A 14,984-nucleotide genomic window follows, 5' to 3' on the forward strand; every position below is an offset into this window, starting at 1 on the left:
ATTTCATTTTAGAACTTTATGCCCTTTGTTACTTAGTGTTGAAAATAGGTTTACCACAAAAGTCACAAAGAAAACAAAGTTGATCTGCTAGGTTATGGAAAAATTAGATGCTATTTCAAACTATGAGAGCTAGGTGTCTATGTGGTTTAACTATTGCCGCATAGAAAAACATAGCTTTACTCTCTTTGTTCCTTTGTGCTGAAAAATTATCAAGTATGAAAGCAGTTATTTGTGAGGAGTTTGGTGCACCAGAAATGCTCAAATTTGGGGAGCTACCTGACCCAGTTCTCGGCGAAAATCAAGTTTTGATCCAAGTGGAATTTTGCGGCGTTAGCTATCCAGACTTACTTATTATTCAAAATAATTATCAATTCAAGCCAGAACTTCCCTTTTCTCCTGGAGGAGAAGTGGTGGGAAAGATTATTGAGTTGGGCGAGAAAGTTGAGAATCTTAAGCATGGCGACCGTGTCTTGGCTCTTTGTCGCTGGGGAGGATTTGCCGAGAAAGTGGCTGTGGATACTGACCGAGTTTTTGTGCTTCCTGATGGCATTTCTTCTGATACAGCCGCGAGTTCACTTTATACATACAGCACTTCATTATATGCCTTGAAAGATCGAGCCCAGTTAAAATCTGGGGAAACTTTGCTAGTGCTTGGAGCTGCTGGAGGGATAGGTTTGGCAGCTGTGGAACTTGGGAAAGCCATGGGCGCAAAAGTCATTGCTGCTGCTTCCTCGGATGAAAAGCTGGCACTTTGCAAAGCTAAGGGAGCAGATCAAACGATCAATTATGAGTCAGAAGATCTAAAAAGTCGGATCAAAGAATTAACAAATGGTTTGGGAGTAGATGTAGTGCTGGATCCTGTGGGAGGAAAATATACAGAACCTGCACTGCGAGGAATTGCATGGAAGGGGCGCTATCTGATTGTGGGTTTCGCCAATGGAGATATTCCCAAAATACCGATGAATCTACCTTTACTCAAGGGTTGCTCTATTGTTGGTGTGTTTTGGGGGAATTTTTCAAAAGTGGATGCTGATCAAAATAGAAGTAACATGAATCATCTTTATGATTGGATACTAAAAGGAAAAATTACTGGGCATGCTGCCGAGGCATATAATCTAAAAGATGCCAAAAATGCCCTTTTGGATCTTCAAGACCGAAGTAATTTTAAAAAAGGGATAGTCCAGGTTTTGTGATTTTTTAACTAAACATTGTTTCAACCTGTCCCGTAATACCTTATGTTGCTCTACATTTTCAACTACCGCTCAATTATGCACAGAAGTCTCCTTTTGTTATGTTTTGTTTTTACTTCATACATCTCCTTTGCCCAAACAACATTTAATCCAGAGACCGAATCGGATTTCGTAAAAGCTACCTACTCCAAAGGCAATTTGCTCACCATCTTGTCTCAAGATTTAATTTATCCGGAAGATGCAGCTATGAACGGTACACAAGGTGATGTCACGTTCCTACTTAAAATAGACAAGGAAGGCAAGTTAGTTTCATCGGTGCCGAAGGAGCGTGTTTCCGATGAGCTTGCCAACCAGGCTGAGGTTGCGATTGGAAAATTGACAGCTGATTGGAAACCTAGTAAGGTGCATGGGGAAGCCGTTGATCGGGAATATTTACTGGTTTTCAGTTACAAAATTTTTTATAATTCCTTGCCTGTAGACTATCACGCCATGGCCAAAAAATTTGAGGACAAAGAAAAGCCTGAAAAAGCAGTGAGAACTTACGATGATGCGATTAAGAACTATCCTTTTGAGCCGGTTTATTACAGTATGCGTGCAAAATATAAAAATGAAATAGGTGATTCTGAAGGAGCGCAAGCCGATAAGCTAATGGCAGAAAAATTGAATATGGAAATCTTAGCAGTGGTGGAAATTGCGCAGAGCCAAAGTGTACGCTAAAATAATAAGGCTACAGATGGAGGATTTGTCTCGGTCTGTAGCCTGATTTTTTTTAAGAAACTGCTTTTACATTTACCTCTATATTTCCACGCGTTGCCTTAGAGTATGGACAAACTGCGTGGGCTGCATCTACAAGTTTTTGAGCTTCTTCTAATGATGAGGCATGGGGTATTTTTACAAAAATATCCACTCCAAGACCAAAATTTCCAGGGCCGTAATTACCTAGGTGAACTTTAGCTGTGATTTCGGAATCCCGTAAACTTGTCTTACCGGCAACAGCACCGAGAGCACCACCAAAACAAGCAGCAAAACCTGCAGCAAATAGCTGTTCTGGATTCGTTTTCCCTCCTTCTCCTCCTATTTCTTTTGGCATGGCGACGTCAAAATCCAGAAGTCCATCATCCGTTTTTACATGACCTTTTCTTCCGCCAGTATTTATAGCGACTGCGGTATAATCAATAGTTAGTTTTTCCATTACTCGTTAGATTTTTTAGTATTTCAATACTATCTAACAAGTTCATAAGTGAATGGTTTAAGTCAGGCAAGTTTAATTCTGAGGCTTGAATGAATTTTTCATTTAAAGGATTTAAGACTTCTTGAACTTTCGATTGGAGCGATTTTCCTGGATAAGTCAATTCTACATGTACGGTTCTCTCATCCGCTTCACCTCGTTGTCTTTTTACAAAATTCATTGCCTCCAATTTTTTCAATAAAGGGGTCAAAGTGCCTGAATCTAAATGAAGCCGCTTTCCTATTTCATTGACTTTTAAACCATCTTCTTCCCATAAAACTGAGAGTACAAGATATTGCGGATAAGTCAAATTCAGCTCATTCAAAGAGCTTTGAATGAGCTGAATAAACAATCTGGAACTTGAATAAAGAGACAGTGAAAGCTGATGAATTTGTATCATAGGATCAGGATTAAGATTTTACACAATTTAACTGTATAAAGGTCTAAAACCTCTGGTTGCCTACTTATTTATCAGCTGTGTTTACAGTTATTTGGTTCTAACCCAGTCTATATCCGTGTTGATAGGTATAGTGAAGTTTGGCATTGGCTTCCCAGTCATTTTCAAATTCTTGTGCGATAGGATCCCATTTTAGTGGTCTTCCTACTTCATGAGCTATATTTCCAATCGTACAAACGGTACACGAACTATGACCAATTTCTACTGGAACAACAGGGTCTTTACGTTTCATTACTGAATCGATGAAATCCACATGATGGTCGCCAAATGCCAATTCGTCCTTTGAGAAGGTTCGCTCGCAGGATTTCACATCAGTGTCATATTGGCCTCGTGACACTTTGATATAGCCTTTTTCACCTAAGAATTTTACTCCTTGCCTACCTTCATCAAAAGTGGTGATTAGCATTTCTATTCCATTCGCATATTTGTACGTCAGTGGAGTTGAGTCAGTAGCTGGAATGACTTCCACTGGACCATTTCTATCCATCCCAAGTCCCCATTGCGCAACGTCAATCATGTGCGCTCCCCAGTCAGTCATCAGCCCGCCTCCAGTTTCCTTGTACCATCTCCATGCTCCCCATACTTTCTCATTCTGCTCAGGATTCAGGCTTATTGGCGGATCTAATTCTTCATTGTAATGAATGTCAGGCAATGGTCCTGTCCAAGATTTCCAATCTAAGCCGGCGGGAACTGGCTGAGAAGGTAAATCATAAGGCTTGGGATGTGGAGGTGTTCCTACATTTACCAGCACTTGCTTGACTTTGCCGAGCATTCCTTTTTGCACCATTCGTGCGGCATGCTGGAAATTGGCTGCGGAGCGCTGCATGCTTCCAACTGCTAGGACTGTCCCGTTTGACCGAACAGCCTTAACTAATTCCTGTCCTTCATGTATGGTAAATGTGAGAGGCTTTTCTAGATAAATATCTTTGCTAGCATGACAGGCATCTATGGCCATCATCGCATGCCAGTGATCTGGAGAGGCGATTACTACTGCATCTACTTCTGGGTTTGCTAGTAACTCTTTATAATCGGCATAAACTTTTAGTGCTGGTGCCTGTCTTTTTTCATCTGCATAATGCTTCGCTACACGTTCTTTGAATCTATCCAATTTGATTTTATAGACATCAGCTCCTGCCACCACATCTACCATTGGATTTTTCATCATGTTGCTAAGCAGGCCCATTGCCTGACGTCCAACACCTATGAAGCCAAGTCGAATTTTGGTTGTGTCTGCTACTATATTTGTGCTACCAAAGCTTAAGGTAGGAATTGCGCCAAGGCCTACTGTACTGAGAATGGAAGCGCTTATGAACTTCCTTCGGGAAAAATTTGATTTGCTCATTACTGGAGATGTTGAGTTTATGAATTGGGTATTTGATTTTGGAAGAATAAAGTACTGCTTTTTTGATCTTTAGAAAAATATACAAGAAGCTATTTGATTAAAGGTATTTAGGTTCTAAGATTATCGAAGAAACTCTTTTGCAAAATATCTACTTAAGACACAGAGAAGCCTATTCTTATGACTATACAACAACTAGAATATCTGATTGCCGTCGACAAACACCGACACTTTGGCCATGCTGCTGAAAGCTGTTTTGTGACACAACCCACCCTAAGTGCACAACTTAGTAAATTGGAGCGTGATTTAGGAGTTATCCTTTTTGATAGAAGTAAAATGCCTGTTATACCTACTGAAATGGGTGTACAAATAATCGAACAGGCAAAAAAGGTAGTTTCCGAAAGTAAGGGCATTTTTGAATTGATAGCTCACATGAAAGGAGATATTTCTGGGGTGATCAAACTGGGAATCATTCCTACTCTTGCTCCTTATTTGCTACATCTTTTTATACGGAATTTTCTAGAGAAATATCCTCATGTTAAGCTGGAAGTGCAGGAAATGGTGACTGAGGAAGTAGTGAAAAAGCTGAAAAACGACGAGTTGGATTTGGGAATTGTAGTAACCCCATTGCATGAGGCTGGCATTGTGGAAAAGCCAATGTTTTATGAGAAGTTTTTTGCCTATTTGTCCAAAGAACATCCTTTGCTAAAGGAAGATGTTTTTCATCCAGAGAAAGTGCAAAAGGAAGATTTTTGGGTTCTTCAGCAAGGTCATTGCTTCAGAGATCAAGTGATCAATCTCTGCGATCAAAGCCTGAGTGGACCGAAGAATTTCCACTATGAAAGTGGTTCACTGGAAGGTTTAAAAAACATGGTCAATCGCTATAAAGGAGTGACTCTTTTACCGGAATTAGCGACGTTAGAATTGTCTGAGGAGGAAAAAACTAGGCTAAGATCCTTTGCTGGAGTTTCGCCGACCCGAGAAGTGAGTATTATTTTAAACCGAAGTTTTCTCAAGCAGAAACTCGTGGAATTGCTTTTCAAAGAAATCACGGATTCTATTCCACAGGCGATGACTTCTAAAGCTCATGGGAAAGTTGTTCGCTTCAAATAACCTTATTGAATTTTGGTGAGAATATAATGATCTGCTAGATCTCCAGTAATCCTATTTCCTTGTGAATCGAGCTGCCAAATACGGTTTTCTCCTACTTTGTATTGTGTGGGGCCATTGCTTACTTTTTCCAGAGTGATGATTGAGCCAGTTTTGTCCCAAGTAAAAATCCCCATATCGTCTTCTTCGAGAGCATCATTTAGGCCGAAGTAGTGGGTAGATAATTTATAAGTGAGATCAATATTAAGTGTTAGTGTGGTTTCGATTCCTTCACATCTAGAGCAAGGCACAGTGCCTTTGTAGGTTCCATTCCAGTCCAATGACGTGGCGGAATTGTCACCTGTATAAAGTATGGGTTCTTCTTGAATGCTTTCTTCCGCTATTTCCGTTTTTTGTTCTGGCTTGGAGCAGGAAGTAATGAATGCTAGTGAAGTAAAAAAACCAATTACGATCAGGTTTTTGTTCATGAGTATGGATATGCTGTTTACCCCAAAATTATCAAGAATTGGACCGAATGAGGCACTTTATGGAAGTTTTAGAGTTTTTGTGAAAAAGTAAAATCTAGAACTATTGATTTCAAAACAAAAAAAGAGAGAACCGAAGTCCTCTCTAGGTTGATCTGGTTTTCTCATTCACTCAAAGGGATTTTGGTCCAGCAGGCAGGTAACCAACAATTACTATTTCAGTCAACATTTTTTCTTCTAGAAATTTTGCTTGATTTATATCCATTTCAGCTTGTAGTCGTTTTCCCGTTGACTCCAAGAGTTCGGCTCTATAAGTATAAAGTTTCGAGGAGAAAGGATTCTTTGACAAGGCATTCTCTACTGTTTCGAGGGGACTCATTTCTTTTTCCTTTTTGGAAGCGGCAATGAAAGGCTTTGGAGGAAATTCTGATCCGGCGGCGGATAGTTTGAAATTGAAGGTCATTAAATATTCCTTGTCAAAGCTTTTCCCTTCCAAAAATTCAGGATTCCAATTCTCTTGGAGCATGCTTACTGTTCTTTGTATTTCACCCTCGAATGCCGAATCTCCAGAAAGCATCTGATATTCTCCAGTCAAGTCACCTTTTCGATCTATTTGTATGGAAATGACTACTGGACCTTGAATTTCTGCCTGTCGTAATTCTGAAGGGTATTTTATATTCTTCGAAAGTAGTCTGTTCATTTCCCCATTAGAGCTTTTGGTTTGAGCAAATGCGCCAATAGTGCCGATAAGGAAGAGAAGTAAAAATGAGGAAGTTAATTTTTTCATAGTGCTTTCTGGTTAATGGGTTAGAAATGTTAATCTACTGATTGTGAACGAACTAAGCAACAAGGATGTTACAAATAATTAGTTTTCAATCAGTCTTCGACATTTTTCAATCATTTAAAAATCCCAAAATGCCATAGATTTCCTGCCGGATCGTGGAGGAAAAACTCATTTCCCCAGTCATTGTAATGGATCGAACTCAGCTTTGTGCCCGGAAATTTGTCAGGTAAACCAAGGACTTTAATGGCTTCCCAGTATGATTCCAGATCACTCTCGATTTCCAGAAAAATCATGGAATTTTCGCACCAGGGTTTTAGATAAGCATCTTGTAAATAAAAGGAGATATTCTCTTTCACAAACACCACAGACATGTCAGGGCTTACAGAGAGTACATCAAAGCCTAGAACTTCATAAAACCGGATGCTTTCTGCATAGTCTTTAGCACCGATAAATGTTCGAATGGATTTGGCAGGATGCATCATACACCGAACTGAGTTAAGTGATGATCAAGATGCTTATAGAATAGATTATTCCATTCTTGCGAAGTCATTGTCCCGAAGGAAAGAGATTCTTTTCCATCGAAATAGGAAGCACCATATTCTTGGGTTTTCTTAAGATAGGCAATGAGTCGCTTTTGCTCTTGCTCAAAATCCCTATGATCTGTGATGATAAATGCTGGTGCAGTTCTTGAATTTTTAGGATAGGGCTTCTCGTTAACTACTCCATTTTTCACAAAAGTCTTAAGAAGAAACCGCATTACACCGTTAGGCTTTGCGTGTTTGTCTGTGTAGGCCATTTCGTAGGCAACAGCACAATGTGCAAGCATCTGATCTACTGACATTTTTCCCCAATTGGGAGTAGTTGCTGGTGTGAGTGAATTAACTCGATCGATCAATTCTTGGGTGACATTTGCGTCAAAAATATTTTTCATTGTTAGCAAGTTTTAAGGCAGACTAAAGTAAACAATCTCCTTTGAATCGCCTGAAAATTAAGAGGAAATTGATACACGGAGTATTCTGCAGAATTGAAAAATTATCTACGTTGGAAAGGCGGGATCAGAAAACCTAAATCAACCAATCAAGATATTGACTGAATTTATTCTACTCACAAGTATCCTTCACAGGCCTATAAGAATCCATATTCTGTAGTTATCAGAATTCTAATTAGTTATAGGCCAGTTTCTAACGCCTGTCTACCAGATTTACAAATGCTGTACTTCGTATTTTCTGAGCAAATCATAAACCTGATTTTTGAAAATTGTCACCTTCTGCTCATATACTTCAGGATCATCAAACATGGATAAGTAATAATACGCGCCTTCGACTACAACGAAAATCTGCTCTGATAAGAGTTCCGTATCCTTACCGGTCAGATTTTCGTCACGATCAAGAATGTCCTTTAGATATTCTCTTAATTTCTCATGAAGGACCCGATATTCGTCTTTGATTCGTTTATTTCTGAAGATCAAACTATAGCAGCTATAGAATACTCCATCATCCAAAAGTAAATTCCAATCTCTAGAAAAAAGTCTATCGACAAAAGTGTGTGGATCGGCATAATTTTGAGTTTCCAGTTCCTTAAGCATGGGCTGATAGATCAACAACATCTGTTGAAGTATGTAGGAAATCAGATTTGAGATTAGAATCTCACGAGTCGGGAAGTAATGCATCACTAGACTTGGAGGCATCCCAAGGTGCTTTCCAATTTTAGCTATAGAGGTGTTTTCCAGGCCATTCACTTTGGACAACTGATAAAATCCCAGTATAATTTCCTTCTTTCTGCCCTCTGAAATCTTGATACCCATATTAAAATAGTGTTAAAAGAAAGTTAAGTAGGTTGATATAGTTGTAAAATTCGTTGGAAAGCAGAAATGCAATATATAATATTGAATGGGTGTTCAATTTATGATTTTAAAATCAATTGCAAAAATAATTTTTGAAATGTGATTCGCCGAGCAAGAAACTCCTTAGAATCAAATTTCTTTTGGCTATTCCTAAACCAACCAATTATATGAAAAGAAGAAAATTTTTAGCCAGTGGAGCGACCTTAGCTGTGGGAGCTGCTGCGCCTATATTGACTGTGAAAGCTGCAGAAACGGGAAATTCCAATAAGGCAGTCCTTACTCTGGCTCATATTACCGACGTACATATTCGGCCTGAAGATAATATTCCGGAACGGGCTATTGAATGGCTCAAACTAGTGAAAAAGCACAAACCTGATTTTTACCTAAATGGTGGAGATAGTATCCATGATGCTTCATATGATAAAGTAACGCGAGAGCGGACCTTGGAACAGTGGGAGGCATGGGATCAATTCAGAGCTGAGATCCAGGAGGCGAAAGTCTATAGTTGCATCGGAAATCATGATCCTTGGTGGGATGTCCCATCTAAGGAAGATGAAATGTATGGTAAACCTTACGTGGTGAAGCGACTTGGAATGCCTTCACCTTATTATAGTTTTGATGAGAAGGGCTGGCACTTTATCATTCTTGATGGCAATCATGAAGGCATTAGTCTAGGAGAAGAACAGATGAAGTGGCTGGAAAATGACCTAGGCAGTTTACCTTCCAATACTCCAACACTCATTATGTCGCATTTTCCGATTACATCTATTACTGATGCACTCGTTGGTGGACAACACAGCGATCATAAGGAATTGAAAACTCTTTTCTACAAGCACAAAGACAAAGTGCGTGTGTGCCTTAGTGGACATCAACATCTATTGGACCGAACCTGGTACAATGACGTTCATTATTTCTGCAATGGTGCTTTGAGTGGTTTTTGGTGGGGAGATGGGGATGAGCAGTCTGCTGGCAAGCAATATTATTTGGAGACTCCTCCAGGCTTTGCAATCCTTAAACTCTACGCCGATGGAACTGTGGAGAACGAGTATTTTCCGATGGTTTAACTAAGACTTCAATACTATTCCTTTGAAAAGCTACCTGATCAGGTGGCTTTTTTGCTTAACACTGGCTATTCTTCTTTAAACGGAGGGTATGCTCCAAATATGCTCAAGAACTCTCTCGGTAGTCATGCCATTTACATGGTATCGATGGTAGATATTGTTTAATTATAAGAAGAAAATGTATGCACAGAAAGACGGTAAAAACACTAAATGGATATAGTGTTATTCAAGCTTTGTGTAAATGTGACTTTTTTAGTTTCAGTGTTAAACAATTATTATAATACCGTTATTAAAAATATAATTGCTTTGATTCATAGAAATCAATATTTAATATTGAATGAATGTTCAATAAAATTTTGTACTTTCAATTGATTTTGAGAGTAAATTATTTTAGAATAAACCTTATTCAATTCAATATTTTATGGAAGAAATTTTACTAAAGTCAACATTTTGGAACAGTCAAAGCAAAGGAGTCGGGCTTCTAATACTGATGGTCTTTGCTATCTGTTTTAAGTCATTTGCCCAAGGGGAAGTGACTGGAAAAGTGACCGATAGGTCTGGTCTAGGCATGCCTGGAGTTTCTGTTTTGATCAAGGGAACACAAAAAGGAACAATTACTGATCTCGATGGATCATATGCCATCGTTACTTCATCTCAGGATGCGGTGTTGGTTTTCTCATTTATAGGATATCTATCTGTAGAAAATCCTGTGGCAGGAATGTCTGTCATAGACGTGGAGATGAAAGAATCTGATACCCTCCTTGAGCAAGTCGTTGTTGTCGGATACGGTACACAGAGGAAGGTGAACGTAACAGGCGCGGTGGATCAATTGTCTGGTGAAGATATCGCCAAACGTCCTATTGCAAATGTGGTTCAAGGTCTTCAAGGAATGAGTCCAGGTCTGAACATCACCTATCAAGGTGGTAAACCAGGTACGGTGCCTACAATCAATATTCGAGGGTTTACTTCTATTAACGGTGGTGGCCCATTGATCGTGATCGATGGTATTCCGGGTAATGAAAGTGATCTATTGAGGTTGAGTCCATCGGACATTGAGTCTTACTCCGTATTAAGAGATGCAGCCTCAGCAGCCATCTATGGTGCTAGAGCTGCTTTTGGAGTAATCTTGATTACTACCAAGAATGGTACAGAAGGAAACCAAAAGATTTCTTACAACAGCTATTTTGCATGGGGTAAGCCTTCAGTACTTCCAACGCCTGTGACTGATCCATACATCTACTCTAGAGTGTTGGAGACGTCTACCAACAATACGCCTTGGGATTATGTGAATTATTCGGATGCGCATTACCAATGGGCTAAGGAGCGTTCTGAAGATCCATCAGTGGAAGACACTAGGTTGGATCCTACCAATCCTAATCTTTATGCATACATGGGTAACAATAACTGGAACGATTACTTTTTCAATGCTTCCAGTTTCTCTACCAACCAAAGTCTTTCCATAAGCGGAAAAAGCAGCGGCAAAATGCCGATAGGCTATTATGTCTCTGGTGATTACACCAAAGAAAATGGTCTGAACAAACTGGCGCCGGATTATTGGAACCGCTACTCCATGAGAGCAAAGGTAAATATGAAGCCTTTGCCATGGTTGACAGTGGATAACAACCTGAATATCTACCAGACACAAAGAGCAGATCCTTCTACTGATATTACTGATATCTACTACCTACAACCAACGGATGTCGCAACAAACCCTGATGGAACTTGGGCAAATACAGCGACAGGTAGATTGGCTGCTCAGTTAGTAGACGGCGGTAGAAATCAAGAAGACATGTTCGGTTTTCAGGATATCATCCAAGCTACAGCTGCATTTTTGGACGGTGACCTGACATTCACTGGCCGTGGTAGCTTCAAAAGAGAGCAGTGGAAGTATCATTGGGATCAAAGAAAATACAACATTGGATTTGGCCCTGAAGATATCAGGACTGAAGGTGGCGCAGGTTCTGTAACAGAAAGAAATGGCACGTTGACCAACACAATTTTCGACGTTTTCGGCAAGTATTCTAAAACATTGGGTGATCATAAATTTGATCTACTAGCTGGTTTCAACCAGGAGAATTACGAGTATTCTACTATTCAAGCTGAAAGAAGAGTGTTGATTTCTTCGTCATTACCCTATCTCGGGTTGACTACTGGAGATGCATTTGTCACTCCGACATACAGCACATATGCCTTGCGTAGTGGCTTCGGAAGAATCAATTACTCATTCAAGAATCGTTACATCCTAGAAGTTAATGGTCGTTATGACGGTTCTTCGAGGTTCCCGGGTGACAACCGTTGGGGATTTTTCCCATCTGTTTCTGGATCTTGGTTGGTTATGGATGAGGAATTCTTCTCAGGCTTGACCAGTGTAGTATCTACTTTTAAGATAAGAGCATCCTACGGTAGCCTTGGAAATCAAAACGTATCCAACTTTGGGTATATTCAGTCTTTACCTACAGGTCTTTCTAGCTATTTGATTAATGGAAGTAGACAGACAGTAATCACGTCTTCACCTTCATTGGCAGTAGATCCTACCAATTATACTTGGGAGAAAGTAATCACAAACAACGTAGGGTTGGATTTTGGGATGCTGGGAGATCGTGTGACTGGTACCTTTGATTATTTCATAAGAGACACTAAGGGGATGCTTACTGATCCTGTGGAGCTACCTGGTGTGCTTGGTACAAGCCCTCCTAAACAAAATGCAGCGGATCTTAGAACTAAAGGGTTTGAACTTTCTTTGGGATACAGAGACCAGTTTGGTAGTGCTTCCAATCCAGTGAAGTTTGGTATTAAGGCGATTCTTTCGGATTCAAGGTCTCATATCACAAGCTTCCAAAATGAAAACCAACTTTTCTCCAATTACCGTGTAGGTCAAGAGATCGGAGAAATCTGGGGATTGGTAAATGATGGGATCATGGAAAATGAAGATGATATAGCTGGTCTAGATCAATCGGCTATTGTTCCGTGGGGAGCCATTTCTGTAGTACCAGGCTGGCCAAAATATAAGGATCTGAATGGAGATGGCAAGATCGAAGAAGGTCAAACTGCTGATGATCCAAAAGACCTTTCTATCATAGGAAACACTAGTGCTAGGTATCGTTATGGTTTTAATATAGACATGAGTCACCGTGGTTTTGACCTTTCCGTATTCCTTCAAGGTGTGGGTAAGAGAGACTACTACCCAAGACATTATTTGTATTGGGGACCTTACCAGCAGCCATATGCAAACATCTATCCTTGGAACTTAGATTTCTACAGAGGACAAGCAGATAGTGACGCATTGATGGCACAGCATTCTCAGTCCTACATAGATGCAGGATTGGCAGAGCAAAATTTGGATGCAGAATACCCAACGCTTCAGGCTTGGCTAGCTGATAACAACTACGGTGCTGGTCTGGATATCTCGCAAACAAGATACCTTCAAAATGCAGCGTATCTAAGAGTAAAGAACATCACGTTGGGTTATACCTTCCCTGCGCCAGTCTTGGAAAAACTGAAAGTTACTAGAATCAGACTTTACGTCTCCGGTGAGAATATTTTCGAATTTTCTCCAATCAAGAACTTTGTAGATCCTGAAGCAATCAATGATGGCTACGGATGGGCTTACCCATTCCAGAGGAAATTCTCTTTCGGCGTTAATATCGATTTGTAATTAAGAAATGAATAAGATAATGAAAAAATATATCGTCTTACTAGGTGCAGTGTTGGCTTTATCCTCCTGCAACGATGATTTTCTAGATAGGTATCCGCAGACATCTGTGGCGCCTGAAGAGTTTTTCAAATCTGAAGAAGATCTTGAACTCTATGTAAATGGTCTGCTTACTATGGCTGGACCAGGTAGCTACCAAGCTGATCAAAGCAGTGATAATATGGCGACAACTGGAGCTATTGAAATCAAAAATGTAATGACTGGCTCTCCAAGTTCGCAGACACTTACTGGTGGTTGGGACTGGGGAACGTTGAGAAATATCAATTACTTCCTGGACAACTATGAGAAAGCTGTGGCTTCAGATGAAGCTATTGCCCATTATGTAGGCTTGGCGAGGTATTACAGAGCCATGTTCTATTTCGGGATGGTGAAGAGATATTCTGATGTGCCTTGGTATGAAAAAACCCTTGATCCAAGTGATCAAGAGCAATTGTACAAAGCTCGAGATTCCAGAGAAATGGTCATGACCAAGGTGATGGAAGACTTGGAATTTGCTGTAAGCAATGTAAGAGAATCCGTGCCTTCAGGAACGCCTAGTCTGTCGGCTGTCAAAGCCTTCTATTCTCGCTTGGCTCTATATGAAGGAACTTATAGAAAATACCATTCTGAATTAGGCCTTGAGGGCTCTGCAACTGAGTACTTGCAAAAGGCAAGAGACATGGCAGGAGATATTATGAGCTCTGGTATGTTTTCTATTTATTCTACAGGCAACCCAGCAAGAGATTATTCTAAGCTTTTCACAAGCCAGGATTTAATGGGGAACTCTGAAGTGATTTTGGTCAATCCATATGATGCTAATAAGGACAGAAGTGGTGATATCAATTACACTGTTTTTGGAGATTATGAACAGTCACCTTCTAGAGATTTGGTGATGACTTATTTGATGAAAGATGGATCAAGCTTTACTAGTATCGATGAGTACCAAAAGCTAGGTTTTGTTGAAGAGTTTCAGGATCGAGATCCGAGATTGATGCAGACCATAGCATATCCAGGATGGGTAAGACAACCCAATGCAACTGCTTATATTCAATCGTTGAATAAGAACTTTACTGGATATCACCAATTGAAAGGTTACCAAAATACGATTGATAATATTGAGAGTGCAAGTGCTGACTTTCCAGTTTATCGTTATGCGGAAGTTCTATTGAACTATGCCGAGGCAAAAGTTGAATTGAATGAGCTAACGCAGGGAGACCTTGACATGACTGTGAATGTGCTTAGAGGAAGAGCAGGGATGCCAGGATTGAGTATGGCAGATGCTAATATGTCTCCAGATCCATTTCTAGTAGCGAAATATCCTAACCTAAGCGGTTCAAATCTAGGCGTTCTTCTGGAAATTAGAAGAGAGAGAAGAGTTGAGCTTGCAGTAGAAGGCTACCGATACGATGATCTGATGAGATGGGAAGCTGGTAAATTGTTCGAAAGTATTCCTCAGGGAATGTACTTTGCAGGACTTGGCAAATATGACTTGACTGGTGATGGCATTGCGGACGTGATCCTGATCAGTAAAGATTCCAGTATACCTGTGGGAGATGGAAAGGAGAAAAACAGCCTTGGCGTATCTTTGGTGTACTACAAAGCAGGAACTATCGATGAGAATGTCGATGTATTCTTGGAGAATGGAGAAAACGGTGGAATGATGGTAACGGATACAAAAGCGAGAACTTTTGAATCTCCAAAATATTACTACCGCCCAATTCCAATTCAGCAGGTAACGTTGAATCCTAATTTGGAGCAGATTTTCGGCTGGAATTAATATAGAATTTTGAACTAGTAAAGTGGCTTGGCTCTAAAGG

14 protein-coding genes are annotated in these 14,984 nt (G+C 40.1%); 6 read left to right on the forward strand and 8 right to left on the reverse strand.

All coding sequences use genetic code 11. The features are described from left to right. Positions 1–215: 215 nt before the first annotated feature. Positions 216–1,193 (forward strand): NADPH:quinone oxidoreductase family protein, encoded by a 978-nt coding sequence (locus BM291_RS01540; protein WP_092894410.1) that lies wholly within the window; start codon positions 216–218, stop codon positions 1,191–1,193. Between the two features lie 75 nt (positions 1,194–1,268). Then, positions 1,269–1,907, forward strand: coding sequence for an energy transducer TonB (locus BM291_RS01545; protein ID WP_175499632.1), 639 nt, complete (start codon positions 1,269–1,271; stop codon positions 1,905–1,907). Between the two features lie 52 nt (positions 1,908–1,959). On the opposite strand, the gene BM291_RS01550 is transcribed toward BM291_RS01545, so the two are convergent. From BM291_RS01550 to BM291_RS01560, 3 genes are all read right to left on the reverse strand, one after another. Next, positions 1,960–2,382, reverse strand: coding sequence for an organic hydroperoxide resistance protein (locus tag BM291_RS01550; protein ID WP_092894412.1), 423 nt, complete (start codon positions 2,380–2,382; stop codon positions 1,960–1,962). Then, positions 2,363–2,818, reverse strand: coding sequence for a MarR family winged helix-turn-helix transcriptional regulator (locus BM291_RS01555; RefSeq protein ID WP_092894413.1), 456 nt, complete (start codon positions 2,816–2,818; stop codon positions 2,363–2,365). Before BM291_RS01555 ends, BM291_RS01550 begins: the two co-directional genes overlap by 20 nt. 97 nt (positions 2,819–2,915) lie before the next feature. Continuing rightward, the gene (locus BM291_RS01560; RefSeq protein ID WP_092894414.1) at positions 2,916–4,217 is read right to left on the reverse strand and encodes a Gfo/Idh/MocA family protein; all 1,302 of its coding nucleotides are present in this window, start codon (positions 4,215–4,217) and stop codon (positions 2,916–2,918) included. Between the two features lie 177 nt (positions 4,218–4,394). On the opposite strand from BM291_RS01560, the gene BM291_RS01565 reads away from it, so the two are divergent. Beyond that, positions 4,395–5,327 (forward strand): hydrogen peroxide-inducible genes activator, encoded by a 933-nt coding sequence (locus BM291_RS01565; protein WP_092894415.1) that lies wholly within the window; start codon positions 4,395–4,397, stop codon positions 5,325–5,327. Between the two features lie 2 nt (positions 5,328–5,329). Here BM291_RS01565 and BM291_RS01570 read toward each other — a convergent pair whose 3' ends face one another. From BM291_RS01570 to BM291_RS01590, 5 genes are all read right to left on the reverse strand, one after another. Next, the gene (locus tag BM291_RS01570) at positions 5,330–5,791 is read right to left on the reverse strand and encodes a copper resistance protein NlpE (protein ID WP_092894416.1); all 462 of its coding nucleotides are present in this window, start codon (positions 5,789–5,791) and stop codon (positions 5,330–5,332) included. Positions 5,792–5,960: 169 nt separating this feature from the next. Then, entirely contained in the window at positions 5,961–6,575 is a 615-nt protein-coding gene (locus BM291_RS01575) for an energy transducer TonB (RefSeq protein WP_092894417.1), read from the reverse strand. A 110-nt stretch (positions 6,576–6,685) separates the two neighbouring features. Next, entirely contained in the window at positions 6,686–7,054 is a 369-nt protein-coding gene (locus BM291_RS01580; protein ID WP_092894418.1) for a VOC family protein, read from the reverse strand. After that, positions 7,051–7,503 (reverse strand): DUF1569 domain-containing protein, encoded by a 453-nt coding sequence (locus BM291_RS01585; RefSeq protein ID WP_092894419.1) that lies wholly within the window; start codon positions 7,501–7,503, stop codon positions 7,051–7,053. Before BM291_RS01585 ends, BM291_RS01580 begins: the two co-directional genes overlap by 4 nt. Before the next feature lie 270 nt (positions 7,504–7,773). Beyond that, positions 7,774–8,376, reverse strand: a complete 603-nt coding sequence (locus BM291_RS01590) for a TetR family transcriptional regulator (protein WP_092894420.1) — start codon at positions 8,374–8,376, stop codon at positions 7,774–7,776. 206 nt (positions 8,377–8,582) lie between these two features. Between BM291_RS01590 and BM291_RS01595 the strand changes: the two genes are divergently transcribed. From BM291_RS01595 to BM291_RS01605, 3 genes are all read left to right on the forward strand, one after another. Then, a complete protein-coding gene (locus tag BM291_RS01595) occupies positions 8,583–9,479 on the forward strand; it encodes a metallophosphoesterase family protein (protein WP_092894421.1) in 897 nt (298 codons plus the stop codon). A 418-nt stretch (positions 9,480–9,897) separates the two neighbouring features. Then, on the forward strand, positions 9,898–13,131 hold the full coding sequence (locus BM291_RS01600) for a SusC/RagA family TonB-linked outer membrane protein (RefSeq protein WP_092894422.1): 3,234 nt from the start codon (positions 9,898–9,900) through the stop codon (positions 13,129–13,131). A 19-nt stretch (positions 13,132–13,150) separates the two neighbouring features. Then, positions 13,151–14,944 carry a RagB/SusD family nutrient uptake outer membrane protein gene (locus BM291_RS01605; RefSeq protein WP_092894423.1) on the forward strand — a complete coding sequence of 598 codons (1,794 nt, stop codon included), beginning with the start codon at positions 13,151–13,153 and terminating at the stop codon, positions 14,942–14,944. Positions 14,945–14,984: the final 40 nt, after the last annotated feature.

Origin of the sequence: Algoriphagus aquimarinus (genome assembly GCF_900112005.1) — a bacterium.
GTDB classification, from domain to species: Bacteria; Bacteroidota; Bacteroidia; order Cytophagales; family Cyclobacteriaceae; genus Algoriphagus; species Algoriphagus aquimarinus.